Raw genomic sequence first — 24,905 nt, 5'->3', positions numbered from 1 at the left:
ACGGCCCCGCAGGCAGTCACCCCCCCCCGGCTGCCCGCGGGGCCGCATTCGTGCGTGCGGACCGGGAACCGTTGCGGACCCGCTTCCGGCCACCGTCCCGCTCGACGTTCCCCGGCCGGTCCTACGCGACCTGTATACCGACGATGCAGGTGTCGTCGTCGGTGTCGGACCTGCTGTACGTCAGGAGCCGGTCGAGCTGGTGGTCCAGGGTCCTGGATGTCGTACGGGCCGCGTTGAGGAGCTGGCGCAGCGACACCTCCACCGAGCGGTCGCGCCGTTCGATCAGACCGTCCGTGTACATCAACAAGGTGTCGTGGACCGCCAGTTGCACCTCGTCCTCCTCGAACGTCGCCTCGGGGACGGCGCCGAGCAGGATGCCCTTGAGGAGCGGAAGCGGGTTGGCCTCCGCGTCACGGACCAGAACGGGCGGCAGATGCCCGGCCCTGGCCCAGCGCAGAACACGGCGGCGCGGATCGTAGATGCCGCAGACCGCGGTGGCGGTGACCCCGCCCGTCAGATGGTGCGCCACGATGTTGAGCCACGACAGCAGCTGTCCGGGCCCGGCACCGGTCACGGCGAGTCCGCGCAGCGCGTTGCGCAGCACGACCATGCTGGTCGCCGCCTCGATCCCGTGACCGGCCACGTCCCCGACGCACAGCAGGACAAGGCCGGAGGGCAGGACGACGGCGTCGTACCAGTCGCCCCCGACCAGCTGCTCCGTCTCCGCCGGCCGGTACCGCACCGCCACTTCGAGCCCCGGAGCCCGCAACGGAGCCTGGGTCGGCGGCATGATCGCGTGCTGCAGCTGGAGGGTCAGCCGGTTGCGCTCGTGCGCCTGCTGCTCGGTGTGCGCCAGCTGGTCCCGGGTGACCGCCAGCGCGACCTCGGTCCAGTGCTGCGCCGAGATGTCCTGGTAGGCCCCGCGGACCACGAAGAGCTGGTCGTCGGCGTCGAGCACCGGCTCGGCCACCATGCGGATGTGCCGGGTGACGCCGTCGGGACGCTGCAGACGGAACGCGGCCGTGGCCGGCCGGCGATGGTGCAGGACGGTGCGCAGGAACCGGCCGATGGCGACGGCGTCGTCCGGATGGGCGTGCGCAGGCAACTCCTCCAGCGGCACGGGAGCTCCCGAGGGGGAGCGGCCGTACAGGTCGAAGAGCGTGTCGTTCCAGATGATCTCGCCGGTGAGCAGGTTCTCCTCGAAGCCACCGATCCTGCCCAGCCGTTGGGCGTGCTGGAGGAGACTCGCCAGCCGAGCGGTCTCGTCCTCTATGCGCCAGATGAGCAGCACCGTTCCGCCGTGCCGGCTGACGTTGATGTCGGCCACGGCCGACAGCGGCACCTGGTCGACCAGCGCCGTGAGATCCATGCGCCGCGCCCGGAACGGCTCCCCGGTGGCGTAGACCCGCTCGATGCACTGGAAGAGGTCGCTGTCCCCGGCGACCATCGGATAGGCCTCCAGCAGCAGCGCCCCGTGGACGGTGCCGCGGGGCCGCCCGGCCGGATCGAGGAAACGGCCGTTCACATGGCGGATGCGGAAGTCCGCGAGCCGTCCCTGGTCGTCGAGGTGGGGCACCAGGACCAGGGCGGGATCGTGCAACCCGTCCACCAGGTCGATCAGTTCGGAGACGTCGTTCGTCCCCCGCACGTCGTGACCCTCGCCCGGCAGCGCGTGGGTCTCCAGCGTGTGCGAGCACAGCTCCGCCAACGCCTCGACCTGACGGACGACCTGCGGCGGCTGAGGTTCCAGGGCGGACGGCCAGGCGATCTCCAGGACGCCGTGGATACGGCCCCCGGAGCCGGCCGGTACCGCGACCCTCCCCCCGTCGGGGTGGGCCGCGTGCCCGATGGAGGGAAGTCCGGTGCCCGACAGCGAAGCCGCCCACTGGGCGGTGCGTTCGGACAGCGCGCGGCGCGCCATCGTCGCCACACCCGGTGGTACGTAGCGCCAGCGCCTGGCCTCGGCCGTCGAGAATCCGGCGCTGCCCGCCAGCGAGAGCGAACCGTCGGCGTCCGCCGCCCAGATGGCAACGGCGACTGCCCCGAGCGGGGTCAGCGCGTGCTGGAGCAGGGAGTCGGCCACCGCCTGGGTGTCGTCCGCCGCCAGGGCACCGCTCTCGGCCGCGCGCAGCCGAACCGCCGGGGCGTCGTCCTTCGGCGCGGGTTCCGTCGCGACGGCGAGGAAGGCGCTGGTCACCTCCGAAAGCCGGTCGTGCGCCGCCTGGTTGATGATCTCGACCGCGAGCTGGAGCTGCGACACCTTGGCCTGCTCGGCCAACTCGGTGAGCTGGCGGGCGGCTTGAGTCGGCCCGCAGCCCAGCCGCTCGACCAGGATGCCCTTGGCCAGCTCGATCAGGGCCCGTCCGTCGGCCTCCGCCTGGGCGGCCCGCACCTCGCGGCGCAGCCGCTCGACCGTGGCCGCCAGCCGGCCCACCGGAGAGGTCCGGGCCACGTCCGACAGCTCGCCGGACGGGTCGGCCTCCGTTTCGTCGGCGGCGTCCGCTGAACCGGCGACGTTCGCGTCGGTCGCTTCAGGAATGTTCATGGTGCGGCCGTTCTTCGACGCGGACCCTCTGCGGGGTGGGGGAGGAGCGGCAGTGGCGGACGCCCCGCCGGCCGGAGGTGGCGGTGGGTGCCGAGCGCCATGTCATTCCCCCAGCCAGCGTCGGACGCAGGCGATGAGGTCGTTGGTGTCGACCGGCTTCGTGACGTGGTCGCTGGCACCCGACAGCAGGCTCTTCTCCCGGTCGCCGGGCATGGCCTTCGCCGTCACCGCGATGATCGGCAGCTCGGCGTACCGGGGCATCTTGCGGATCTCGGCGGTCGCCGTGTACCCGTCCATCTCGGGCATCATCACGTCCATCAGGATCAGCGCGACCTCGGGCCGGCTCAACAGCGTCTCGATGCCCTTCCTGCCGTTCTCCGCGTGCAGCACCTGGAACCCGTGCAGCTCCAGGATCCCGCTGAGCGCGAAGAGGTTGCGGGCGTCGTCGTCGACGACGAGCACCGTACGGCCCCGGAACGCGTCGTCGATCGGCTGCGCGGGCCGGCTCCTCGCCTCCTCGGCGCGGACCAGCGGGACCACGTCGCCGGGCTGGTCCGCGGACAGGTGCAGCGCGATGCGTTCGCGCAGCTCGTCCAGACTGGACAGGAACTCCAGGGACCGGGCGCCCGAGCGGGACTGCAGCGCCTGCTCCTGTGCGAGGTCGACGCGGCTGCCGTTGTGGACGAGGACGGGAACCGTCGCCAGAGCGGAGTCGCCCTCCACCGCTTCCAGGAACCGGGCCGTCTCCCCTTCCGGCATGCCGAGTTCGAGGACGACGCAGTGCCACGGCTCGGCGGCCAGCGCGCTCGCCGCCTCCTCCGCCCCCACGACCGTGACGACGTCGACGCTCTCGCGCGCGTCACCCTCGTCCCGGCTGCGGGCGACATCGCCGACCGCGCTCTCGGCCACCAGCGTCAGCAGGCCCCGCGGCCGTTCCTCGACCACCAGCAGCCGGCGCCGCCGCCGACTCGGCGGACTGATCGAACCGGCGACCGTGTGCCGCCGTTCGTCGAGCGCCGAGGCACCCTCGGCCGGCGCCGACTCGGGCTTGCGGCCGCCGGCCAGCAGCTCCTCGAAGTCGGGGCGCGCGACCGGCAGGAAGAGAGTGAACGTACTGCCCTGTCCGGGTGTGCTGTCGACGGTGACCGCTCCACCGAGCAGGTGGGCGATCTCCCGGGTGATGGACAGCCCCAGGCCGGTCCCGCCGTACTTGCGGCTCGTGGTGCCGTCGGCCTGCTGGAAGGCGCCGAAGATCGTCTCGAGCTGCTGCTCGGGGATGCCGATCCCGGTGTCCTTGACCCGGAAGGCGGCGACCGTGCCGCCGCGCCGTACGCCCGTGGGGATCTCCTGGTCTGCCGCCGGTTCGATCCGCAGCTCGACGCGTCCCCGCTCGGTGAACTTGACAGCGTTCGACAGCAGGTTGCGCAGCACCTGCCGCAGCCGGGAGTCGTCGGTGAGGAGGTCGACCGGAGATCCGGGAGCGGTGCTGACCGTGAACTCCAGGCTCTTCTGCGAGGTCATCGGACGGAAGGTGGCTTCGACGTACTCGAGCAGCTGACGCAGCGGGACCCGCTCGGGGGTGACGTCCATCTTGCCGGCCTCGACCTTCGACAGGTCGAGGATGTCGTTGATCAGCTGGAGCAGGTCGGAGCCCGCGGAGTGGATGATCCCGGCGTACTCGACCTGCTTCGGCGTGAGATTGCGCGAGGGGTTCTGCGCCAGCAGCTGGGCGAGGATGAGCAGGCTGTTGAGCGGCGTCCGCAGTTCGTGGCTCATGTTGGCGAGGAACTCGGACTTGTACTTGGACGCCAGGGACAACTGCTGGGCCCGCGCCTCGAGTTCCTGCCGGGCCTGCTCGATCTGGAGGTTCTTCGCCTCGATGTCGCGGTTCTGGGTCGCGAGCAGCGATGCCTTGTCCTCCAGCTCGGCGTTGGAGCGCTGGAGTTCGTCCTGTTGGACCTGCAACTCCTCGGAACGTGCCTGGAGTTCGGCGGTCAGACGCTGCGACTCGCCGAGCAGCTCGTCGGTGCGGGCGTTGGCCACGATGGTGCTGACGTTGACGCCGATGGTCTCCATCAGCTGTTCCAGGAAGGTGCGGTGGCCCTGCTTGAAGTGGGTGACCGAGGCGAGCTCGATGACGCCGAGCACCTGCTCCTCGACGACGATGGGGAGTACCACCAGAGCCGTCGGCGCCGTCTGTCCCAGGCCCGAGGAGATGGTGACGTAGCCCGGCGGCAGTTCGTCCACGGTGATGGCACGGCGGCTGCGTGCCGCCTGCCCGACGAGCGAGCGGCCCAGCGGGATACGGGTGGGGCGCCCGTCCTCGTCGGGGTAGCCGTACGACCCGACCAGCCTCAGTTCCGTCCCCTTCGCGGTCTCCTCGGCGAGATAGAAGGCGCCGTACTGCGCGGCGACCAGCGGGGTGAGCTCGTCCATGATGAGGTCGGCCACCACGTCCAGGTCGCGGTAGCCCTGCATCAGGCCGGAGATACGGGCCAGGTTCGTCTTGAGCCAGTCCTGCTCCTGGTTGGCGCGCGTGGTCTCACGCAGCGACTCGACCATGGAGTTGATGTTGTCCTTCAGGTCGGCGACCTCGCCCGAGGCCTCCACCGTGATGGACCGGGTCAGGTCGCCCTCGGCCACGGCGCTGGTGACCTCGGCGATGGCGCGGACCTGGCGCGTGAGGTTGCCGGCGAGTTCGTTCACGTTCTCGGTCAGCCGCTTCCAGGTGCCCGAGACGCCCTCCACCTCGGCCTGGCCGCCGAGCCTGCCCTCGCTGCCGACCTCCCGTGCCACACGGGTGACCTCCGCCGCGAAGGCGGAGAGCTGGTCGACCATCGTGTTGATGGTCGTCTTGAGTTCCAGGATCTCGCCGCGGGCGTCGACGTCGATCTTCTTGGACAGGTCGCCCTTGGCCACCGCCGTCGTCACCAGCGCGATGTTGCGCACCTGTCCGGTGAGGTTGTTGGCCATCGAGTTGACGTTGTCGGTGAGGTCCTTCCAGGTGCCCGCGACATTGGGCACGTGGGCCTGGCCGCCGAGGCGTCCCTCGGTCCCGACCTCGCGGGCGACGCGGGTCACCTCGTCGGCGAACGCGGACAGCGTGTCGACCATCGTGTTGATGACGTCGGCCAGGGCGGCGACCTCGCCCTTCGCCTCCACGGTGATCTTCTGCGACAGGTCGCCGCGGGCCACGGCCGTGGCAACCTGCGCGATGGAGCGGACCTGACCGGTCAGGTTCGACGCCATCACGTTGACGTTGTCGGTGAGGTCCTTCCATGTGCCGGAGACGCCCCGCACCGTGGCCTGTCCGCCCAGGTTGCCCGCCGTGCCGACCTCGCGGGCGACGCGGGTGACCTCGTCGGCGAAGGCGGAGAGCTGGTCGACCATCGTGTTGATGGTCTCCTTGAGTTCGAGGATCTCGCCCCGGGCGTCGACGGTGATCTTCTGGGAGAGGTCGCCCTGGGCCACCGCCGTGGCCACCTGGGCGACGTTGCGGACCTGGGCGGTGAGGTTGCCCGCCATGAAGTTCACGGAGTCGGTGAGGTCGCGCCAGGTGCCCTTGACGCCCTTGACATCGGCCTGCCCGCCGAGGCGTCCGTCGGTGCCGACCTCGCGGGCGACGCGGGTGACCTCGTCGGCGAAGGCGGAGAGCTGGTCGACCATCGTGTTGATGGTGTTCTTGAGTTCGAGGATCTCGCCCCGGGCGTCGACGGTGATCTTCTGGGAGAGGTCGCCCTGGGCCACCGCCGTCGTCACCTGGGCGACGTTGCGGACCTGGGCGGTGAGGTTGCCCGCCATGAGGTTGACGGAGTCGGTGAGGTCGCGCCAGACACCGCCGACACCGGGGACCTGCGCCTGTCCGCCCAGGTTGCCCGCCGTGCCGACCTCGCGGGCGACGCGGGTGACCTCGTCGGCGAAGGCGGAGAGCTGGTCGACCATCGTATTGACGGTCTCCTTCAGCTGGAGGATCTCCCCGCGGGCGGGCACGTCGATCTTCTGGGAGAGATCGCCCTTGGCGACCGCCGTGGCCACCTGCGCGATGTCACGGACCTGAGTGGTGAGGTTGCCCGCCATGGCGTTGACGGAGTCGGTGAGGTCGGCCCAGGTACCGGAGACACCCGGCACCTCGGCCTGGCCGCCGAGCGTCCCCTCCGTGCCGACCTCGCGCGCCACCCGCGTCACTTCGGAGGTGAACACCGACAACTGGTCGACCATGCCGTTGAACACGGTCGCGATGTCGCCCAGCAGGCCTCCGGCCTCGTCGGGGAGCCGGGTGCCGAAGTCGCCGTCGCGCACGGCGGTGAGGCCGGCCAGCAACTGGCGCAACTCCTGCTCGCCCGGCGTTCTCACGGACGTCTCACTCGCTGCCCTGGCCATGCCCACCCTCGTTCCGCTCCCCAGGAGTTCCGTGCGACGGAACTCGGAACCACGCCGGGCCCGCGGACGGCCCCCGCGCCTGTCCGTGGCATTCCCGCAGATCACGGGTCATCCCGAATAGAAAATACGCCGCAGGCTAACCCAGAAGGCAGGCGCTGAACAAAGCGTGAAGGAAAACTCTTCAACGGCCCAAAAATATTGCCGGTGGCAGGAATAAGCGCGAGTGAAGGGGATACACAGAACCCTCTTGGTTTGGGGTCGCCCGGACCGCGCACGACAAGTCCCGCCGACCCGTTCCGGACCGGAGTCCGGGGGCGGGGCGACGGGACCGTCGTACCGGCTGTGCCGTGCGGCGTGTCAGGCGACCGCGGGGTCGAGCAGGCCCGTCCGCAGACGCTTGATGATGCGGGTGATGAGCCGGGAGACATGCATCTGCGAGATGCCGAGCTCCTCGCCGATCTGCGCCTGGGTGCGCTCCTCGACGAAACGCATGTGGATGATCCGGCGCTGACGGTCATCGAGTTCGGCGATCAGCGGGGCCAGGGAGTTGAAGTCCTCGACCAGCTCGAGCGAGGGGTCGTCCTCCCCGATGAAGTCCGCGAGGACGGCCTCGCCGTCCGCGCCGCCGTCGGCCGTGAGAGCCGCGTCGAGGGACGAGGAGTTGTAGCCGTTCGACGCCTTGCGGGCCTCGATGACCTCTTCCTCGGACAACGACATCAGCTCGGACAGTTCCCGCGTGGTGGGCGTACGGCCGAGGCGGGTGCGCAGTTCCTCCGTCGCCTTGGCGAGTTCCACGCGGGCCTCCTGGAGGCGGCGCGGCACGTGGACGGCCCAGCTCGTGTCGCGGAAGAAGCGCTTGATCTCACCGACGATGTAGGGGACGGCGAAGGAGGTGAACTCGACCTCGCGGGTCAGCTCGAACCGATCGATGGCCTTGATCAGGCCGATGGTGCCGACCTGGACGATGTCCTCCATCTCACCCTGGCTGCGGCTGCGGAAGCGGGCCGCCGCGTACCGGACGAGGGAGAGATTCATCTCGATGAGGGTGTTGCGCGCGTACTGGTACTCGTGCGTGCCCTCTTCGAGGACGGCGAGCCGGTCGAAGAACTGGCGGGAGAGCTCACGCGCGTCCTTAGGGCTGATCTTCAGCGGCTCGTCGATCTGCGGAAGGACGCCCCCCTCTGTCGTCGCCGCCTGGTACGCCGTGTCCGTTGCCTTCGCTGCCGTCACGGCCGCCATGCCGTCCACCCCAAATCGTCCGAAGGAATCAATGACAGGGCACCGTCTGCCCTGCATCACACCACTCATGCCACCCGGTCGCAGAAATTCTGCGGAACACGTACGTCCCGCCTCCCGCCCGGCGCCGGGTCAGGGTGTACTTCCGTCCGGGGACCTCGTTCGGATGCGGGACGGTGGCGTCAGATTTCGAGCCGATGCCCGGAAGATTCTGCCGGGGATCCCGGGGCAGGTGAGGAGTGTGTGCGGCCGACGCGGTGGCGCCCTCGTGGCCGGGGCCCGGCTCCGGTGCCGGGGCGGCCGCGTAAAATGGGTTTCGGGGTGAGTCCGTGGGCATCGAGCAGCGAGTGGACGGAGCGCAGACGCTCTGCCCCTCGGTGTGCCTCGACGCGGGACCGCTCGCCGGACGCCGGCACCGGGGCGCGGTGGTCGCGGCATGACGACGGCGGCACTCCCCGGCGAACCCTTCGTCCACCCCGCGCTCATCTATCGCGGCGACCGTGAGTACGTGGAAGCGACGACACGTTTCGTGTCGGACGGCGTAGCCGCCGGGGAGCCGGTGGCGGTGGCCGTGCCCGGCCCACGGCTGGATCTCATCCGGGGCGAACTGGGTCCGCTCGGCACCGGCGTCCGCTGGATCGACATGACGCGGGCCGGCCGGAACCCGGGCCGGATCATCCCCTCCGTTCTGCGGGCCTTCGCCGACGCCCATCGCGGCGGCCATGTGCGGATCATCGGCGAGCCCATCTGGGACGGCCGTACAGCGGTGGAATACCCGGCCTGTGTCCAGCACGAGGCCCTGATCAACACGGCGTTCGGCGGACGTGACGTGACCATCCTCTGTCCGTACGACGCGCGAGCCCTCCCGCACGACGTGATCGCCGACGCCCACGTCACGCACCCCGTCGTGATCAGCGGCGGCCTGCAGAGCGCCAGCCCGGTCTACGACCCGGACGGAGTGCTGGCGCGCTGCAACGAAGCGCTGCGCCACCCCCCGGGAGCCGCGACCGTCCGCTTCGACGCGGAACTCCTGCCCGCCGCCCGCAACTTCGCGACGAGCGAGGCCCGGGAACGCGGAATGACACCGGCTCGCCTACAGGATCTGAACCTCGTGGTCGCGGAGCTGACGACCAACAGCGTGGTGCACGGGGGCGGTTCGGGGACCTTGAGGATCTGGGCCGAGAGCGAGCAGATCGTGTGCGAGGTGCGGGACGAGGGACGGCTGAGCGATCCGCTGGTCGGCCGGCATCCCGTGCGCCCCGACCAGATCGGCGGACGAGGGCTGTTCCTCGTGCATTACGTCTCGGACCTCGTCCGAGTGCACACCGAGCACTTCGGCACGACCGTACGCAGCTACATCGCCCGCACGTGACCTGTGTTCGCGTGACGGCGCCCGCGCGTAACGGCACACGTCGAGGGGCTCGAACCTGTTCCCCAGGTTCGAGCCCCTCGACGTGTGCCGCCGCTTTCTCCCGCCGCTACCGGGCGGTGCCCTGCTCGGCCGATCGCGCCGCCTCGCGCTCCGTGTGGGCCCGGGCCTGCGACAGGGAGCCGCCCGAACTCTCCAGGTGCGCGCGGACGAACCACTGGAACTGTTCGAGCGAGCGCAGCTGTTCGATGAGCAGGTCCTCGGTCACCGGATCGATCTTGCCGACCTCGGTCATGGCCGCGCGGTGGTCCTCGACGATTCCTGTGTAGACGAGGTCGAGCGCGCCGAGGTGGGCGATGGCGTCGGCGCGGCCGACGCTGTAGTCGTCCCAGCTCCGCTCGGCGACGAGCGCGCCAGGCGTACCGTGCGGAACCCCGCCGAGGGCGGAGATCCGTTCGGCGGTGTCATCGGCCATGTCACGCACGCGGTCCACCTGGGGATCGAGCATTTCGTGAACGGCGATGAAATGCGGACCCACCACATTCCAGTGGATGTGCTTCAGCGTGAGCGAAAGGTCGTTGAGGGCATGGAGCCGCGTGCTCAGCACCTCGATGATCCGGCCGCCGTCGTGGGTGCTGACGCCGGGAACCGTGTAGTGCGGTGTCGTGGAATTCACCTTGTGCCTTTCCTTCGCGCGCAGATCTCTTGCGGGTGTTCTCCGTTGCGGATGTCCGTGGTGCGCCTACCAGCGGTACCAGCGGCCGCGACGGCCGCCGGAAGCCCCCGGACGCGCCACGAAGCCGACCAGCCAGACGACAAGCACGATGATCGCTATCCACCACAGCGCCTTGACGGCGAAACCGGCGCCGAAAAGGAGCAGGGCGAGCAGAAGAACGAGAAGCAGGGGAACCATCGGTATCAACCTCCAGTGCCTTCAAGTGCCCTGGTTCCTTTGCGTCACACCTTTTGTCGGGGCGCCGGGCCGTGCCCTGCGAGGGCGTGGTGCGGCGGAAATCCGCCAGAGAGATGACGTTGGGCCAAATAGGTTGTCTGGGGCGGCTGTTGCGAATGAATCGCCGCGAACCGGGCACACGGACGGAAACTCGAGAGAGGAGCCCTCGCCGTGCTCGTGCCCGACCCGAAGGTTGTCCGGAGGCTGCTGACGCGTTACGCGGCCCTGAAGATCGCGTACGCCGAGAAGGAGACGCTGGAGACGGCCCGCCGGCTGGAGGACGTCACGTACACGCTCTGTGTGATGACGGGAACGACCAGCGTGCACGACGCGGTGGTCGCGGCCGACGCCATGCTCGTGGCCGGAGGGAACCGGCGGGACACGCAGCAGGGCGGACTGCTGGGAAACGGCACGTCGTCGGCGGCCTCGCCGAGCGGGATCTCCCCGCCCACCTCACCGCTGACGCAGCCGCCCACCGAGGTACGGACCCTGAACGGCCAGAGCCTCGGCATGCCCGGGCCGCTCTTCTGATCGCCGGGCGTACGCGGGAAGTGGGGGTCACCACCCGGCCGGGTGGTGACCCCCACTTCATGAACAGCGGTCAGGAATTCCCGACTGCTCCTCTTCCTTCCGCCACGAGTCCACCAGCGCCAGCGCCTCGTCGACGCTCTCCGACACGGGCACGGTGAGACTGACCCCCGTGAGGTCCAGAATCCGTCGCACCGCCGGTGTGGGAGCGATGATGTGGACGCTGCCCGCCGTCTTGCGGGTCTCCTGGTAACTCCGCAGGACGACGTTCATGCCGGAGGAGTCCATGAACGGAACGGCCGAGAAGTCGAGCAGGAACCGGCGGCGTCCGTGATGGAACTGGTTCGCCAGATGATGCCGCAACTCTGTCGCCGTATCGACGTCGAGCGAGCCTTCGACGGTCAGCAGGGCGACGTCCTCCCGGGGCAGGGTGACGTCGATGGACAACGGGCTCAGGTCTCCGGGCACGGATACCTCCCACATCGGCAACGGGTAGGACGGCTGGCTACCCCGATTGTTCGGTTCGACGCGTAGGACGGCGGTGAGGGCCGGACCGGCCGTGTTACTCGCCGCGATGCCGCCAGTACCAGACCAGGCCCACGACGAAGGCGCACAGGAAGAAGAGGGGCAGAATCAGTCCTGGGATGCGGGCCGCCGTCATGACGGGTATCCGGCAGGAGAACAGGCCCATGGGGACCGGGTGTTGGCCATTTCTTTCCGCTTTCGACGAGCTGCCGGCCACCGGGGCGTGCGACGGCGGGACGCCCGACGGCGGCCGCGCCCAGGTGGCGAGGGCTCAATGATGGCGGGAAGATCGGGCGACGGACCCGGCCTGGAGTGGCTGGATCTGTGTGCGAGGAAATCCGGCGGGGACAGCGGAGACACCAGGGCACGGATCGATCCGGCCGACGGCGGTCAACGGCGTCCGCGCAGCTTGCCGAACAGCCGTTGCGCCTGGGCCCGGCGACGCGGATCCGCCGCCGCGCGCCGTATCTCCTCGGCGGTGCGCTGTCCCTGGGGGCTCTTGGCGAACTGCTTGAGGCGCTCCACCATTCCTGGCATGACGATCCTTCCGGTGCGGGGTGACGGGCTTCCTGCCTGGCCCGTCTACCCCGGGATCGCCAGGTCAGGCCCGTCGCGGCGATGCCGTCGACGGCGCCTCCGGCGCGGTGGGGGAGCGCCTGAGCTCCGGGTGACCGGTCGTGCGCCAATCCTTCGAACGGCTGAACTACCTTGTCGGCTCCCGCTCGTTCTCCTGCTGTGAGCATCGTCGAGGCGGAGATGAGGAATCGATGAGCCGACACCGCAAGGGCCGTAGGCACCGCAAGGTGAACATGACGCCGCGTCCGGTCGGACCGAGGAGATCGCCGCGCGCAGTGCAGGAGCGGACGGCCACGCGTGAGACACGGGTGGCACCGGTCACGTCCCCGATCCCCGAGCAGAACAAGAGCGGGGAAGGGGTCGGCGTCGTCTCCAGGAAGGTGAGCGAAAGCGGCCTGAGCCGCCACGCCGTGCGCACCTGGCAGCGGTTGGCGGAAGCGGGCTCCGGCGGAGTCGAGGTCGCCGAGCTCACCACGGCCGTGGGCTTCCAGCGCTCCACCGTGCTCGGGCACCTGAAGGGTCTGGCCGAACTCGGCCTGGCCGAGGGCGACGAGAGCGGGTGGCGGGCGACCGGTCCGGTGGACGGCGCGGTGGCGCCCGACGGCGTGCGGGCTTCTGCCGGGAGCATGTCCTAGGACGCGGCCCGAGAGGGGCGCTTGCCCGGGAGTCCGCCCGGGCAAGCGCCCCTCGTCGTCCGCGTGGTCGCCCCTCGGCTCTCCGGTCGGCCCGGCCTGCCCTTCGAGGCGGTGTCGAGTCGTCGGTGTTCCGGTGGGGGCGGACCGCTCAGGTGTCGCGCTGCGGGCCGGGAGCCCCGGTCGGCCCCCGGAGGGCCGTCGGTGTCGTACCGGCCGGCAGCGCTCCGCCCGGAGTCCGCCGCCTGCGCCGGGCCAGGGATTCCTGGGCGGCTTCTCGGGGGTGACGACGCTGCCAGTACGGGTTGTCGTGCGGCAGCTTGCTCGACACGCGCCCGTACATGCCGAACGTCAGGATCACCAGCCCCATGACGAAGCTGAAGATGACGTTGGTCATGCCGAAGTCGAGGATGTTGGCGGGCCGGTCGAGGATGAAGATGTGGACGAATCCGCTGAGCAGGAACAGGGTTCCCACGACCATGTTCAGGGTGGAGGCGACGTTCCCGCCGATGAAGCCGCCGGCGATCAGGGCCAGGCCGACCAGTACGGAGATCAGGCTGAGGGCGCCGTTGGTCGACATGCCCGCGATGCTTTCCCCGTCCGTGTCGAACGGACTGAGCTCGTCGGCGAAGCCGAGGATGCCGAAGACCAGCAGGACCACCCCGCAGAAGGCGGCACCCCATCGGTACACGGCGCCCAGCTGGTGATCGACGGGCAGTTCGTCCTGGAGCTTCATCGCTCGTCCCTTCGTGCAACGGGAGGGCACGTGGAAGAGTGCCCATTCTCTCGCATTTCGCCTCTTTATTCCGCAAAAGGCCGCCACGCGGTTGCACCGTCCTCCCGGAACGGCGGGATCAGCCCGGCAGGCCCGCACCGGAGCCGAAATGGCTGTTCAACGCCGCCGGCATCCGGCGGGCCACCCCGTCTCCCAGGCGCTCGAATTCCCGCCGCAGGAACGGAGACGCCAGTCGGGCCATGCCGCGGAATTCGATGCGGGCCCGGTAGACGAGGAGGGTCGCGCCGTTCTCGTCGCGGAAGGCCAGGTCGTCGGTGGAGGTGGCGGTCCGGTTCCGTCCGACGAAGGTCAGCCGCTGGTCCTCGAGCCGGACCAGTCTGTAGCGGAGTTCGGTGCGCCGTCCGCGGAACGTCGAGACGTTGTGCCATTCGGCACCCTTCGCGACGGGGGCGCCGGCTCTGGTCGGACGGCAGCTCACCGTGCCCGGGTCCCATTCCTCCGCGTGTGAGAAGTCCGCGAGATAGGCCACCACCTCAGGCAGGGGGTGGTGCAGGGTGAGCGTGCGTTCGACTTCGACCATGGAACTTCCCTTTCGCGGAGTTCGAGGCGGACGTCTCCCGGAGTGCGGGGGATCCACTTGTCTTTCCGGTGAGAACGCGGGGCGGATGCAGCCGATGCGTCACGCGACGTAGTGTCGGCCGGCTTTCTCGGGGCATTCGGACCCCATCACTTCGACAATCGACCATCCACGAGGGAGATCTCATGCTCGGCATCGCCGCCGCCGTACTGCTGTTCATCGCATTCCTGATCAACGCCGCCGACATTTCGACCAACGACGTGTTCACGTCGACGAATGTGATGCTGATAGGGCTCGCCCTGCTCGCTCTTCACCTGTCCGGCGTCGGTGGTGGCTGGGCGACGCGCAGCCGTCGACGCTGACCGCCGGGGCGGGGTCCCGTCGGCGGACGTCCGCGACGGAACCCCGGCCGGGATGCCCCCTGTTCGTGTGACTTCGCGTGGGCGACTTGCCGTGACACGGTCCGCCGCGAGATGGTTGTCGGACGGAAACAATCTGTCGTCCGGAAAGGTGGTGGGCCCGCAGACGCGGGCCCTTGCTCGTGGACACTTCCCAGCAGCCTCCTGCCAGCCCGCGCGGCGCCGGTCCGGGCGCCACGTGGGGTTCCGCCCCCTACCCCGTGGTGGTCGCGGACCCATCCGGCGGCGTGGTCGAGCTGAACGCCGCCGCGACCGTCCTCTTCCCGGGCGCGATCACCGGCGCGTGGCTGCAGGACGTGGTGCCCGCGTGGATCGCCGACGCGCACACGCGGCTACGGGTCCACGTGCCCGGACCTCGGAGCTCCGGGCCCGGACCGCCCGCGCACGGCCGGGTCGGCGACCGGACGTTCGAGGCGCACCCCACCCGCACGGACGACGGCGACGTCATCTGGTGGCTGGTGGACGACACCGACCGGCGGCTGGCGGAGGACGCGCTCAGGACCGAACGCGAACGCACCGCCTTCCTGGCCGGCGCGTCGAGCGCCCTGCTGTCGTCACTGAATGTCGAACGGTGCATGGAGGTCACGGCACGGCTGGCCGCCGAGCACCTCGCCGACGCCGCCGTGATCGTCGCTCCGCCGCGCGGCCGCAAGGTTCCGCTCACGTTCTGCGGGCCCGACGGTGCCGTGGTGCACCGAACGGTGCAGGACGACGTGGAGCAGCTGCCCGGGCTCGGTGACGCCCTGCGCGGTTTCCCGCCCGTACCGTCCCGCTGGATCGACCCTTCGACCGTCCCCCAGTGGGTCCTTCCGGACGGGTTCACGGAACCGGTCGGCTCGGCGGTCGTGACGCCGCTGCCCGGCCACGGCGTGCCCGCGGGCGCCTTGATCCTGCTCCGGTCGAGCCGGCGTGCCGCCTTCACGGAGAGCGAGGAGATCTTCGCCCGTCTGTTCGCCTCGCGCGCGGGTGCGGCCATGTCGGCCGCCCGGATGTACGCCGAACAGGCGGCCATCACGAGGACGTTGATGCGCGAGCTGCTGCCGCCCCGACTGCACACCGTGCACGGCGTCGAGTTCGCCGGGAAGTACCGCCCCGCGGGCCCGACCGAACGGGTCGGCGGTGACTTCTACGACGTCCACCCCGGTACCGACGAAGGACAGGAATCCCTCGTCGTCCTCGGGGACGTCTGCGGCAAGGGACTCGAGGCCGCCGTGCTGACGGGCAAGATCCGCAACACCGTGCAGGCGCTCCTGCCGCTCGCCCAGGACCATCAGCGGCTTCTGGGGTTGCTCAACGGGGCGTTGATGAACTCCCATCACACTCGGTTCGCCACCCTCGCCATGGCCTCCGTCGTACGCCGCGCGGGCATCGTCCATCTGCGCGTCACCAGCGCGGGACATCCCCCTCCGCTGATCGTGCGGGCCGACGGCGCGGTCGAGCAGGCCAGGACACGCGGGACACTCGTCGGCGCCTTCTGGGACATCAGCTCCGTCACGGCCCATGTCGAACTGGCGCCGGGCGAGACCTGCCTCTTCTTCACGGACGGCATCACCGAGGCCAGGGGAGGACCCCTGGGAGGCGAACTCTTCGGCGTCCAGAGGCTGGAGACGGCGCTCGCCCAGTGCGCCGGCATGCCGGCCGAGGCCGTGGTGGAGCACGTCCAGATGCTCGCCGCGCAATGGGTCGGACGCGGCGGCCACGACGACATGGCGACCCTCGCGGTCACCGCCCCCCACCACGCGCATCTGAGCGCGGTGAACGGCCACACTCGGGGCAGGTACACAGGATGAGCAGTCCTTCCCTCCAGCACCCCGGCGGTGTGGTGCCCGATCACGCCCGTGAGCAGCTGTGGTCGGCCGTCCACGAGGGCGACGAGCGTCGCGCCGCGACCGTCGTCCTCGACGCGATGGAGCGGGCGGGCGACGCCGAGACCGTCCTCCTCGACCTGATCGCCCCGGTGCAGGCCAGGGTCGGCACGGAGTGGGCGGCGAACCGGCTCACCGTCGCACAGGAACACACCGCCACCGCCATCCACGAGCGGGTCATCGCCGTCCTCGCCCACCACCCCGACCACCGGAGCGAGAGCCCGCGCGGTCCTCGCCTCACCGTGGCCTGCGTGGACGGCGAGTGGCACGCGCTGCCGGCCAGGCTCCTCGCGGAGGTGCTGCGGCTGCGCGGATGGCGGGTGGACTTCCTCGGCGCGCACGTGCCGACCCCGCACCTCATCGCGCATCTGCACCGGACCGGACCGCGGGCGGTGGCGCTCTCCTCCTCGATCCCCACCCATCTGCCCACGGCGCACACGGCCATCACGGCCTCTCAGGCCGCGGGCGTGCCCGTCATCGCGGGCGGTGCCGCTTTCGGCCCCGACGGCCGCTACGCCCGTGCCCTGGGGGCCGACGGATGGGCCCCCGACGCCAGGAGAGCGGCGACCGTACTCGAACGGGGCCTCGACCGCCCCGACCCCATGGCCGCCCATCAGACCGTGGACGACCTGCCGCACCTGGCCGACCAGGAGTACACGATCGTCGCCCGCACGGCCCACCGGCTCGTCAAGGAGACGCTGACGGAACTGGAGGACCGGTTCCCTCCGATGCGCGGCTACACCGAGCGGCAGCGCCGGCACACCGCCGAGGACCTCGCGCACATCGTCGAGTACCTGGCCACGGCCCTGTACGTCGCCGACGACGAGCTGTTCACGAGGTTCGTCCTCTGGACCGCCGACATCCTCACCGCGCGTCGCGTCCCCGCGCACGGCCTCGACCCCGCTCTCGAGCTGCTGGCCCTGCAGCTCAAGGATTTCCCGCGCGCCTGCCGCACGCTGGCCCACGCGCGGGAGGCGCTCGGAAACCGAACGCCGGCACCCACGATCCCCGGCCCCGGAAAGCCCGCATGACCACTTCGCATCCCCCCACGTTCACGCTGACCGTCCAGGCCGAGCCGACCGCACTGGTGATCCACGTCGGCGGAGATCTCGACTACGAGACGTGCGACGAGCTGATGAGGACCGCCGATCAGCACCTCGCCGACCGGCGCAGCGACCAAGGGCGACTCCTCGAGCTGCGCGTGGACTTCACCGGCCTCGACAGCATCGACTCCATGGGCCTGTCCACCCTGCTGATGATCCGGCGCCGTACCGACGCGGCCGGTGTACGGCTGCACCTCGACGGGCGTCCCCCCGGCCTGGAGCGCCTGCTGGAGATCACCGGAACACTGGACTACCTCACGGCGCCCTGCGACGTGAGCAAGGGGGAGCTGCGTCCCGGAACCGGCTGAGGGGGCGTACGCCGGGGGTGGCCAGGCGTGTGTGCGGCGTCAATGCCCCTGATTCGCACGGGAATTCCACCGAATGCAGACCGGATTGCAGGGTAACTGCAGCTCAGAGGCGGCACGGCGGCGGATTCCCGCCCTCGGGCCCTCTCCCCGCCGCGTCCCCGTCACGGGCGAGCTGTCGGCGGGAAGCACCGGCGAGCTGACGGAGGAAGACATGACGGTCGACAGAATCTGGTCGTACGCACCGGAGTTCAACCATCCCGAGGCGCATGAACTGGCCGGCTACAGCGTCGAGGCGACCGACGGGACCATAGGTCACGTCGACCGGCAGGCGGACGACTCCGGGATGCGGCACCTGGTCGTGGACACCGGCGTCTGGGTGTTCGGGAAGAGCGTGCTGGTGCCCGTGGGTGTCGTCGCCGGCATCGACACCGAGTCGCAGAAGATCACCGTCGCGTGCACCCGCGAGGAGATCAAATCGGCACCGAGGTTCAAGACCGACCGCGAGACCCTCGACCCCGCGTACCTGTCCAGTGTCGGCAGCTATTACCGAAGCCTGCCGCCGAGGCAGCCCGCATGAGCCGTCGTGAGGTGTCGTACGACGACGTGAAGGCGACAGCCGGTGGTCGCGCATCCGGAACCGGGTCCCGTGCCGACATGCGTGGGGGACACGTGGTGTCCGTCCGGCCCGGCCGGCCGGGCATCCTCGCACGAGCAGACGAGAAAGAGTGTTCATATGCCCGACGGGTTGGAGGCCACCGTGACACACGGGGCGGCCCAAGACGCCTTCGTCGTGCGCGTCGGCGGCGACATCGACCACGAGAGCGCGTTCCGACTGGAAGAGGCCCTGGACCAGGCGCAACGGTCGGGCTCCGCGCGGACGGTGGTCGATCTGTCGGAGACCGCCTTCGCGGACTCGTCGATCCTGCACATCCTCCTCGAAGCGCAGCGCGCGCACCGGGCCTGCGGCACGCTCATGGTGGTGTGCGGGCCCTTCAGTGACATCGTTCGGAGGCTCTTCGACGTGACAGGGACCGAGGGCTTCTTCGTTCTCGCCGACAGTGTTCAGGCGGCGCTGGAACTCCCGGACCCGGCGACCGGGCGATGAACCCGGCCAACCGCCCTCCCGCACCCGACCGGAGTCCGGGAGCGGGCGGTCCGGGGGAATCCGACCACAGGGACACCGGGATGATGAACCAGAACGACGCACCCCAGCTCGCCTCGCTCACCGCGCCGTCCGCCCGTCCGCCCACGAGCCTCGCGATCACCAGCGCCGCCACCGCACGCCGGCACGTCCAGGAGATGCTGCGCGAACACGGAAGCACCCGGTCGGGCGACGCGGACCAGGAAGCGGTCATCGATCTGCTGCTGGTGGTCTCGGAACTCGTGACCAACGCGATCCGGCACGGCGACGGACTCGCAGGATTCGAGGCGGCGTTCACCGACGGCGGCGTACGTCTCGCCGTGCGCGACAACAGTGATGTCGTCCCCGCCCACGCCTACGGCACCGGCGAGATCCCGAAGACCCACCAGGCGAACGGCTACGGGTGGCCCCTGATCATCCGTCTCTCCCGCACCGTCGCCATCGAACCGTGCCCCGAGGGCGGCAAGACGATCCACGTGTTCGTCCCCCTGACCTGACCTTCCCCGGCGGGTGATGACGAGGGCATCTCCGAGCCGCGGCCTGCGAGCCGCGGCTTCGGTGCGTCCGGGCCGTCTGTGTGCCTGTGCCTGCGCCTCGGAATGGTGGCCGCGAGCGCGGGTGGCGCTTCTCCGAAGCTGCGTGCGTTCCGGATTGGTCCCGGCGCGTATTTCCCTCGAATCGGTGATTGCCGATCCGCCGACCAATCCATGACGGCTCCGGTGTCGGATTCCCCGTGTGAGCCGAGATCCGAAGAGTTCGACGCGAGCCCCAGGGCCCGCGGCCGGCGCCTCGCAGAGGTCCGCCTTTTCGTTCTCGTAGGAATTTGCGCTCGAAAACCACGGCATTCCCAGGTATGCGCCGCGAATGCCGCTTTCGTTCCGACAGGAGAACCTCATGAACATGCGTATCCGTCGTGTCGCGATGGCCGTTGCCACCGCCGCTGTGCTGCCGATCGCGCTGACGGCCTGTTCCGGCGACGGCAACGACAGCGGCGCGTCGAATTCCGCGAAGGCCTCGGCCTCGGCCACCGTATCGGACGGGGAGTCGGCCGGTTCGGCGAGGATGGCCGGGAGTTCCGACGAGCCGTTCGGTCCGGGGTGCGCCTCGGTGCCCAAGGACGGGGCGGGGTCGTTCGACGGGATGGCGAAGGACCCGGTGGCCACGGCGGCGTCGAACAACCCGGCGTTGTCGACCCTGGTGTCGGCGGTGAAGAAGGCGGGTCTGGTGGACACGCTGAACAATGCCGAGAACATCACGGTGTTCGCGCCGACGAATGACGCGTTCGCGAAGATTCCGAAGGCGACGCTGGACAAGGTGCTCGCGGACAAGGCGCAGTTGACGAAGATCCTGACGTATCACGTCGTGGGTCAGAAGCTGGCGCCGAAGGACCTGGAGAACGGTTCGTTCGAGACGCTGGAGAAGAGCAAGCTCACGACGAGCGGATCGGGGGAGTCGTACACGGTGAACGATTCCGCCAAGGTGGTGTGCGGCAATGTGAAGACCGCCAACGCGAACGTCTACATCATCGACACCGTCCTGATGCCCACGAGCTGACACGGCGACGCGCTCCGGCCCCGCGGTCGACCACCGCGGGACTGCCAGGAGTTTCCTGTGGCGGGCAGGGAAATAGGGAGTGGCCGGGACAGGCATCTGTTCCGGCCACTCCGTTCGGTCCCGACAGACAGGGGGCCGAGGACGCCGGGAGACCGGCGGTGAGAGGTGAGGGATGAGCAGAACGATCGTCACAGTGTTCGCGCGGGCACGGGACGCGGCCGCCCCGTGCCGGGTCCTCACCCGGGTACGGATCGGCAACCGCCCCCACCGGACCGCGCATGTCCGCTGAATCCGGGCCGAACAGCGCCATCGACGCGGTCCGCCCGGTGCGGACCCGCCGGTTCGGGCCGCGGCCGCCCGACCTCTGGTGGCCGGCCCTGCGCCGCACGCCGGTCTCGATGTGGAACGACGACATCTCCGACTGGGCGGCCGCGCTGACGTACTACGCGATCCTGGCGGTCCTGCCGGCCCTGCTCGTCATGGTCATCGCCTTCGGCCTGATCAGCCCGGACACGGCGGAGCAGTTCATCGCGCACGTCACGGCGTACGCACCGGCACAGTCGGGGGCCGAACTGCACCAGGCGCTGGGGGAGATGGTGCGACAGCGATCCGCCGCCTGGACGCTTCTGGTCACCGGCTCGGCGAGCGCGCTCTGGTCGGCCTCCAGTTACCTCGCGGTGTTCCGCCGGGCCCTGCACCGCATGCACGACGTGGCGGATCGCCGCTCGGCCTGGCGGACCGCGCCCCGTCTGGTGCTGACCGCCCTGGCGTTGCTCGGGCTCCTCGTCGTGAGCGCGCTCGTCCTGCTGCTGACCGGACCCGTGGCCGAGGCCGTCGGCCGCGTACTCGGGGTGGACGCCCCTGTGGCCGTGGCGTGGGGCGTGCTCCGCTGGCCCGTGCTCATGTGTCTGGTGGCCCTGCTGGTCCTCGTCGTGTTCCACACGGGTCCGCCGCCCGCCCGCCGTCGCCGTCACAGCCTGCCTGGTGGCGTCCTGGCGGCGTTCCTCTGGCTCGTCGTCTCCGCCGGATTCGCCCTGTACGCCTCCGTCCTCGGCGCCTACAGCAGGCTCTACGGCTCTCTCGCCGGCCTCGTCGTCTTCCTCGTCTGGCTGTGGCTGTCCAACCTCGCGCTGCTGGCCGGCGCGCAGTTCACGGCCGAACTGAGCGGGGCCGCGACCGCGAGGAAACCCGCAACAGTTTGAGATTCGAAGGTTTGTTCCGGCCCGGACGGCGCACACGGACTGAGGAAATCAAATCCTGTACGGACGGTGGAGGAACTGTGGGAATCATCGCTTGGATTCTGATCGGGTTGCTTGCCGGTGCCATCGCCAAGCTGCTCCTGCCGGGCAAGGACCCGGGCGGGATCATCATCACGATGCTGATCGGTATCGCCGGGGGGCTGCTGGGCGGCTGGCTGGGCAAGGTCATCTTCGGGGTCGACTCGGTCGACGGGTTCTTCGAGGTGTCGACCTGGATCGCCGCCATCGTCGGCTCGCTGATTCTGCTGATTCTGTACCGGGCGCTGACGGGCAACCGCCGGTCGCACCGCCACGCGTGAAGGAGCTCCCGGGCTCGTTGGACGCGCATGACGCACGGCCTGGGGCCGGCACCCGGATGCTCGGGTGCCGGCCCCAGGCCGTGCGTCATGGAATCGCGAGCCCTCCGGGTGAACTCGGCGAGCATTTCGGAGTGCGCCCCCTCGTGAGGGGTACCGGTGCGCCAAGCCGCGGGTTGGGAACAGCAGTCTCGCGGGCCAGCACTCCTACGGCGTCCCGGGACGCCCGGGGGTGCGCCCAGGACTACCTGCCCGCCTGTTCTTCGCCGGGCCCGTCCTGCGATGATCACCGGAGAACGTGTGCGCCCGCCCGATCGTGGGCTCTCGTCCCGCGCTCGACCCCTTCAGGGCCGGGCGGGGCGGGGCACGACGCCGCCCGTGAGGAGTCCGAGTGACCTACGACGTCGACGCGTTGCGCGCCGAGATCCCCGCCCTGCTGTCCGGCGTCGCGCACTTCGACGGCCCGGGCGGAACGCAGACCCCGGCACGGGTCGCCGGGGCGATCGCGGACGCGCTCACCGGTCCGCTGTCGATCCGGGGGCGCTGGACACCGGGAGAGGTGAACGCGGAGGGAATCGTCCAGGGGTTCCGGCAGGCGGTGGCCGACCTGGTGGGCGGCGATCCCTCCGGAGTCGTCTTCGGCCGCAGCGCCACCCAGCTCACGTACGACTTCGCCCGTGCGCTGGCGAAGGACTGGAGGCCTGGGGACGAGGTCGTGGTCAGCCGTCTCGACCACGACGCGAACATCCGTCCCTGGCTCCAGGCGGCGGAACGGGCCGGGGCCCGAGTGCGCTGGGCGGACTTCGATCCGCTGACGGGTGAACTCCCGCCCACGGCGGTCGGCGAGCTGCTGACCGAGCGCACCCGGCTGGTCGCCGTCACCGCCGCCTCGAACCTGATCGGGACCGTGCCCGAGATCGCCGAGATCTCACGCCTGGTCCACCGGTACCCGCGGGCGCTGCTGTACGTGGACGGCGTCCACTACGCGGCGCACGCGTTCGTGGATCTCGCGCGGCTCGGTACCGACTTCTTCGTGTGCTCGCCCTACAAGTTCCTCGGCCCGCACCACGGTGTCCTGACGGCCTCCCCGGAACTGCTGGAGCGGCTGCGACCGGACAAACTGCTGCCGTCCACCGACGCGGTTCCCGAGCGCTTCGAACTCGGGACGCTGCCCTACGAACTGCTCGCCGGCACCACCGCCGCGATCGACCTCCTCGCCGGGCTCGCCCCGGCCCCGACGGGCGGGCGCAGAGACGGTCTGCGGTCCGCCTTCGCGGCGATCGAGCGGCACGAGGGAGCGCTGCGCGAGCGGCTGGAGGCGGGCCTGGCCGAGCTGCCCGGCGTCACGGTCCGCTCCCGCGCGGCCGAGCGCACGCCCACCCTGCTGCTGACGTTCGATCACCGGGACGCGGCCGACGCCTATCCGTTCCTCGCGGACCGCGGTGTGCACGCGCCCGCCGGATCGTTCTACGCGGTGGAGGCGTCCCGGCACCTCGGCCTCGGTGACACCGGTGGTCTCCGCGTCGGTCTCTCGCCGTACAACGACAAGGACGATGTCGAACGGCTGCTGGAGGGCCTGGCCGCATTCCTGCGGTCGTAGGCGTCCGGGCCGGGGAGACGGTGGATCAGGCCTCGGCACCGCCGGACCGCGCCAGGCGCCCGGCGCCGTCACGGCTCTCCGGCGTGGCGATCAGACGGAGCGCCTCGGCAAGGTGTCGCGGGCGGAGCAGCCCCGGACCCGACTGCCTGCCCCAGCCAGGTCCGCTGAGCAGGACCTGGCTCCGCGTCCGCGCTCCCCGTACGCCCCAGCGCGTCGCGGCGATGTGACAGGCGAGCGGCAGGTTCGCCGTGTTCCGCGTCTGCGACCACAGGACCACCGACGAAGGGCCGACGCGCTGCACCGCCGTCATGAGCGCTTCGGGCGGGACGGCGCCACCGAGCGTCAGGACGGGAACCCGCCGTTCCGCCAGTGCCGCGTTGAGCGCCTCCAGGGGCAGGGTGTGCATCTCGCCCGGAAGGCAGGCGAGCAGCACGGGCGGCGTCACGGTGTCCCGTCCCTGCCCCGCCGCGGACACGTAGACATGCCGCAAAGTGGCGGAGACGTGCCAGGACAGGAGGTGCTCGACCTCGACGTAACGGTCGCCCGAGGACTCCCACTTGCGGCCCACCGCCCGCAGGGTGGGCACCATCACTTCCTCCCAGGCCCTGGTGAGACCGTGGGTCCGGACCGCGGCCGTCAGCTGTTCCTGGACGGCGAGGGCATCCAGCCGGACGGCGGCACGCGCGAGACCCCGGCACTCCTGGCGCACGTCACCCAACGGCAGCCCCGTACCCGACCGTGAGCCCGGTGTGCCCGGCCGAGCCCCTGGTGTGTCCGGCCGCCGGGCCGTCACCGACGACCGCTCCGGAATCCGGACGCCCGCGGGTGCCCGGGCGACCAGAAGGGGAACAGCCGCGACAGAGCCGCGGGCCGCCTCCTTGGCGACGCGGGCGGCCTCGGCCGGGGGCAGGCCGGCTGCGGTCAGCCGGCACATCTCCTGGACCATGGCCACGTCGTCGGGGGCCCACCGGCGATGGCGGCCGTCCGCCCGCACCGCGGGCCCCAGCCCGTACCGCCGGTCCCAGGAGCGCAACGTCGTGGGCGACACCCCGAGCTTCCGCGCCAGGAAACCGGTGCTCACGCCCACGCCGGCGGTCTCCGCCTCCTCGTGGGCCCCCAGTTCCACGCGGCGGCCCCGGCGGGAACCGTGGACGAGACGCCGGCGTAAGGGGCGCCCCGCCTGCGCGCGGAGGACCCGGGGGTGCAGCGGCAGCAGATCATGTCCGGGCCTCGCCTCGAATCCGGAGCCGTCCGGGACCGGCCGGTCCGCCGGGCTCACCCCTACTTCGGTGCGGGGACGCGCG

Annotated in this window: 25 protein-coding genes; 14 read left to right on the top strand and 11 right to left on the bottom strand. The window is 70.4% G+C overall.

Annotation, left to right across the window (positions count from 1 at the left end):
- Positions 1 to 121 precede the first annotated feature (121 nt).
- The 3 genes from OG788_RS04640 to OG788_RS04630 form a co-directional block, all read right to left on the bottom strand.
- On the bottom strand, positions 122 to 2,545 hold the full coding sequence (locus tag OG788_RS04640; protein WP_406369217.1) for a SpoIIE family protein phosphatase: 2,424 nt from the start codon (positions 2,543 to 2,545) through the stop codon (positions 122 to 124).
- Between the two features lie 102 nt (positions 2,546 to 2,647).
- Positions 2,648 to 6,925 carry a HAMP domain-containing protein gene (locus tag OG788_RS04635; protein WP_406369216.1) on the bottom strand — a complete coding sequence of 1,426 codons (4,278 nt, stop codon included), beginning with the start codon at positions 6,923 to 6,925 and terminating at the stop codon, positions 2,648 to 2,650.
- Positions 6,926 to 7,282: 357 nt separating this feature from the next.
- Complete coding sequence (locus OG788_RS04630) at positions 7,283 to 8,164, bottom strand: RNA polymerase sigma factor SigF (RefSeq protein WP_356756951.1); 882 nt, start codon at positions 8,162 to 8,164, stop codon at positions 7,283 to 7,285.
- Positions 8,165 to 8,597: 433 nt separating this feature from the next.
- On the opposite strand from OG788_RS04630, the gene OG788_RS04625 reads away from it, so the two are divergent.
- Complete coding sequence (locus OG788_RS04625; RefSeq protein ID WP_406369215.1) at positions 8,598 to 9,533, top strand: anti-sigma factor RsbA family regulatory protein; 936 nt, start codon at positions 8,598 to 8,600, stop codon at positions 9,531 to 9,533.
- Positions 9,534 to 9,639: 106 nt separating this feature from the next.
- Here OG788_RS04625 and OG788_RS04620 read toward each other — a convergent pair whose 3' ends face one another.
- Positions 9,640 to 10,206: a Dps family protein gene (locus OG788_RS04620; protein ID WP_406369214.1), complete on the bottom strand. Its 567-nt coding sequence runs from the start codon at positions 10,204 to 10,206 to the stop codon at positions 9,640 to 9,642.
- A 66-nt stretch (positions 10,207 to 10,272) separates the two neighbouring features.
- On the bottom strand, positions 10,273 to 10,443 hold the full coding sequence (locus tag OG788_RS04615; RefSeq protein WP_351557703.1) for a hydrophobic protein: 171 nt from the start codon (positions 10,441 to 10,443) through the stop codon (positions 10,273 to 10,275).
- A 210-nt stretch (positions 10,444 to 10,653) separates the two neighbouring features.
- Between OG788_RS04615 and OG788_RS04610 the strand changes: the two genes are divergently transcribed.
- The gene (locus OG788_RS04610; protein ID WP_406369213.1) at positions 10,654 to 11,013 is read left to right on the top strand and encodes a DUF5133 domain-containing protein; all 360 of its coding nucleotides are present in this window, start codon (positions 10,654 to 10,656) and stop codon (positions 11,011 to 11,013) included.
- Positions 11,014 to 11,070: 57 nt separating this feature from the next.
- Here OG788_RS04610 and OG788_RS04605 read toward each other — a convergent pair whose 3' ends face one another.
- The 3 genes from OG788_RS04605 to OG788_RS04595 all read right to left on the bottom strand — a co-directional run bounded on the left by OG788_RS04605 (position 11,071) and on the right by OG788_RS04595 (position 12,072).
- Complete coding sequence (locus OG788_RS04605) at positions 11,071 to 11,478, bottom strand: STAS domain-containing protein (RefSeq protein ID WP_406369212.1); 408 nt, start codon at positions 11,476 to 11,478, stop codon at positions 11,071 to 11,073.
- A gap of 94 nt (positions 11,479 to 11,572) precedes the next feature.
- Complete coding sequence (locus tag OG788_RS04600; RefSeq protein ID WP_351556918.1) at positions 11,573 to 11,701, bottom strand: hypothetical protein; 129 nt, start codon at positions 11,699 to 11,701, stop codon at positions 11,573 to 11,575.
- 224 nt (positions 11,702 to 11,925) lie between these two features.
- Positions 11,926 to 12,072 (bottom strand): hypothetical protein, encoded by a 147-nt coding sequence (locus OG788_RS04595; RefSeq protein WP_351556915.1) that lies wholly within the window; start codon positions 12,070 to 12,072, stop codon positions 11,926 to 11,928.
- 314 nt (positions 12,073 to 12,386) lie between these two features.
- On the opposite strand from OG788_RS04595, the gene OG788_RS04590 reads away from it, so the two are divergent.
- Positions 12,387 to 12,746, top strand: coding sequence for a hypothetical protein (locus OG788_RS04590; protein ID WP_406369211.1), 360 nt, complete (start codon positions 12,387 to 12,389; stop codon positions 12,744 to 12,746).
- Positions 12,747 to 12,894: 148 nt separating this feature from the next.
- Here OG788_RS04590 and OG788_RS04585 read toward each other — a convergent pair whose 3' ends face one another.
- Positions 12,895 to 13,479 (bottom strand): DUF4383 domain-containing protein, encoded by a 585-nt coding sequence (locus OG788_RS04585; RefSeq protein WP_406369210.1) that lies wholly within the window; start codon positions 13,477 to 13,479, stop codon positions 12,895 to 12,897.
- Between the two features lie 118 nt (positions 13,480 to 13,597).
- Positions 13,598 to 14,059 carry an SRPBCC family protein gene (locus OG788_RS04580; RefSeq protein WP_406369209.1) on the bottom strand — a complete coding sequence of 154 codons (462 nt, stop codon included), beginning with the start codon at positions 14,057 to 14,059 and terminating at the stop codon, positions 13,598 to 13,600.
- Positions 14,060 to 14,241: 182 nt separating this feature from the next.
- On the opposite strand from OG788_RS04580, the gene OG788_RS04575 reads away from it, so the two are divergent.
- From OG788_RS04575 to OG788_RS04525, 11 genes are all read left to right on the top strand, one after another.
- The gene (locus OG788_RS04575; protein ID WP_266754985.1) at positions 14,242 to 14,418 is read left to right on the top strand and encodes a hypothetical protein; all 177 of its coding nucleotides are present in this window, start codon (positions 14,242 to 14,244) and stop codon (positions 14,416 to 14,418) included.
- Between the two features lie 179 nt (positions 14,419 to 14,597).
- Positions 14,598 to 16,265, top strand: coding sequence for a PP2C family protein-serine/threonine phosphatase (locus OG788_RS04570; RefSeq protein ID WP_406376667.1), 1,668 nt, complete (start codon positions 14,598 to 14,600; stop codon positions 16,263 to 16,265).
- Positions 16,262 to 17,371, top strand: coding sequence for a B12-binding domain-containing protein (locus OG788_RS04565; protein WP_406369208.1), 1,110 nt, complete (start codon positions 16,262 to 16,264; stop codon positions 17,369 to 17,371). Before OG788_RS04570 ends, OG788_RS04565 begins: the two co-directional genes overlap by 4 nt.
- Positions 17,368 to 17,751 (top strand): STAS domain-containing protein, encoded by a 384-nt coding sequence (locus OG788_RS04560; protein WP_406369207.1) that lies wholly within the window; start codon positions 17,368 to 17,370, stop codon positions 17,749 to 17,751. Before OG788_RS04565 ends, OG788_RS04560 begins: the two co-directional genes overlap by 4 nt.
- A 211-nt stretch (positions 17,752 to 17,962) precedes the next feature.
- On the top strand, positions 17,963 to 18,328 hold the full coding sequence (locus OG788_RS04555; protein WP_351556898.1) for a PRC-barrel domain-containing protein: 366 nt from the start codon (positions 17,963 to 17,965) through the stop codon (positions 18,326 to 18,328).
- Positions 18,329 to 18,484: 156 nt separating this feature from the next.
- Entirely contained in the window at positions 18,485 to 18,856 is a 372-nt protein-coding gene (locus OG788_RS04550; RefSeq protein ID WP_406369206.1) for an STAS domain-containing protein, read from the top strand.
- Between the two features lie 80 nt (positions 18,857 to 18,936).
- Positions 18,937 to 19,389: an ATP-binding protein gene (locus tag OG788_RS04545; protein WP_406369205.1), complete on the top strand. Its 453-nt coding sequence runs from the start codon at positions 18,937 to 18,939 to the stop codon at positions 19,387 to 19,389.
- Between the two features lie 397 nt (positions 19,390 to 19,786).
- Positions 19,787 to 20,446, top strand: a complete 660-nt coding sequence (locus OG788_RS04540; RefSeq protein WP_406369204.1) for a fasciclin domain-containing protein — start codon at positions 19,787 to 19,789, stop codon at positions 20,444 to 20,446.
- A 278-nt stretch (positions 20,447 to 20,724) separates the two neighbouring features.
- Positions 20,725 to 21,648, top strand: a complete 924-nt coding sequence (locus OG788_RS04535) for a YihY/virulence factor BrkB family protein (RefSeq protein WP_406369203.1) — start codon at positions 20,725 to 20,727, stop codon at positions 21,646 to 21,648.
- A 77-nt stretch (positions 21,649 to 21,725) separates the two neighbouring features.
- Positions 21,726 to 22,004 (top strand): GlsB/YeaQ/YmgE family stress response membrane protein, encoded by a 279-nt coding sequence (locus OG788_RS04530; protein ID WP_351556878.1) that lies wholly within the window; start codon positions 21,726 to 21,728, stop codon positions 22,002 to 22,004.
- Positions 22,005 to 22,392: 388 nt separating this feature from the next.
- Positions 22,393 to 23,601, top strand: a complete 1,209-nt coding sequence (locus OG788_RS04525) for a cysteine desulfurase-like protein (protein ID WP_406369202.1) — start codon at positions 22,393 to 22,395, stop codon at positions 23,599 to 23,601.
- Between the two features lie 25 nt (positions 23,602 to 23,626).
- Here OG788_RS04525 and OG788_RS04520 read toward each other — a convergent pair whose 3' ends face one another.
- Positions 23,627 to 24,727, bottom strand: coding sequence for a MerR family transcriptional regulator (locus OG788_RS04520; protein WP_406376666.1), 1,101 nt, complete (start codon positions 24,725 to 24,727; stop codon positions 23,627 to 23,629).
- Positions 24,728 to 24,905: the final 178 nt, after the last annotated feature.

It is taken from the genome of Streptomyces sp. NBC_00647 (assembly GCF_045207245.1).
Taxonomy (GTDB): domain Bacteria; phylum Actinomycetota; class Actinomycetes; order Streptomycetales; family Streptomycetaceae; genus Streptomyces.
Note: the sequence above shows the minus strand (reverse complement) of the source record. Positions and strands in the feature narration are given on the sequence as shown.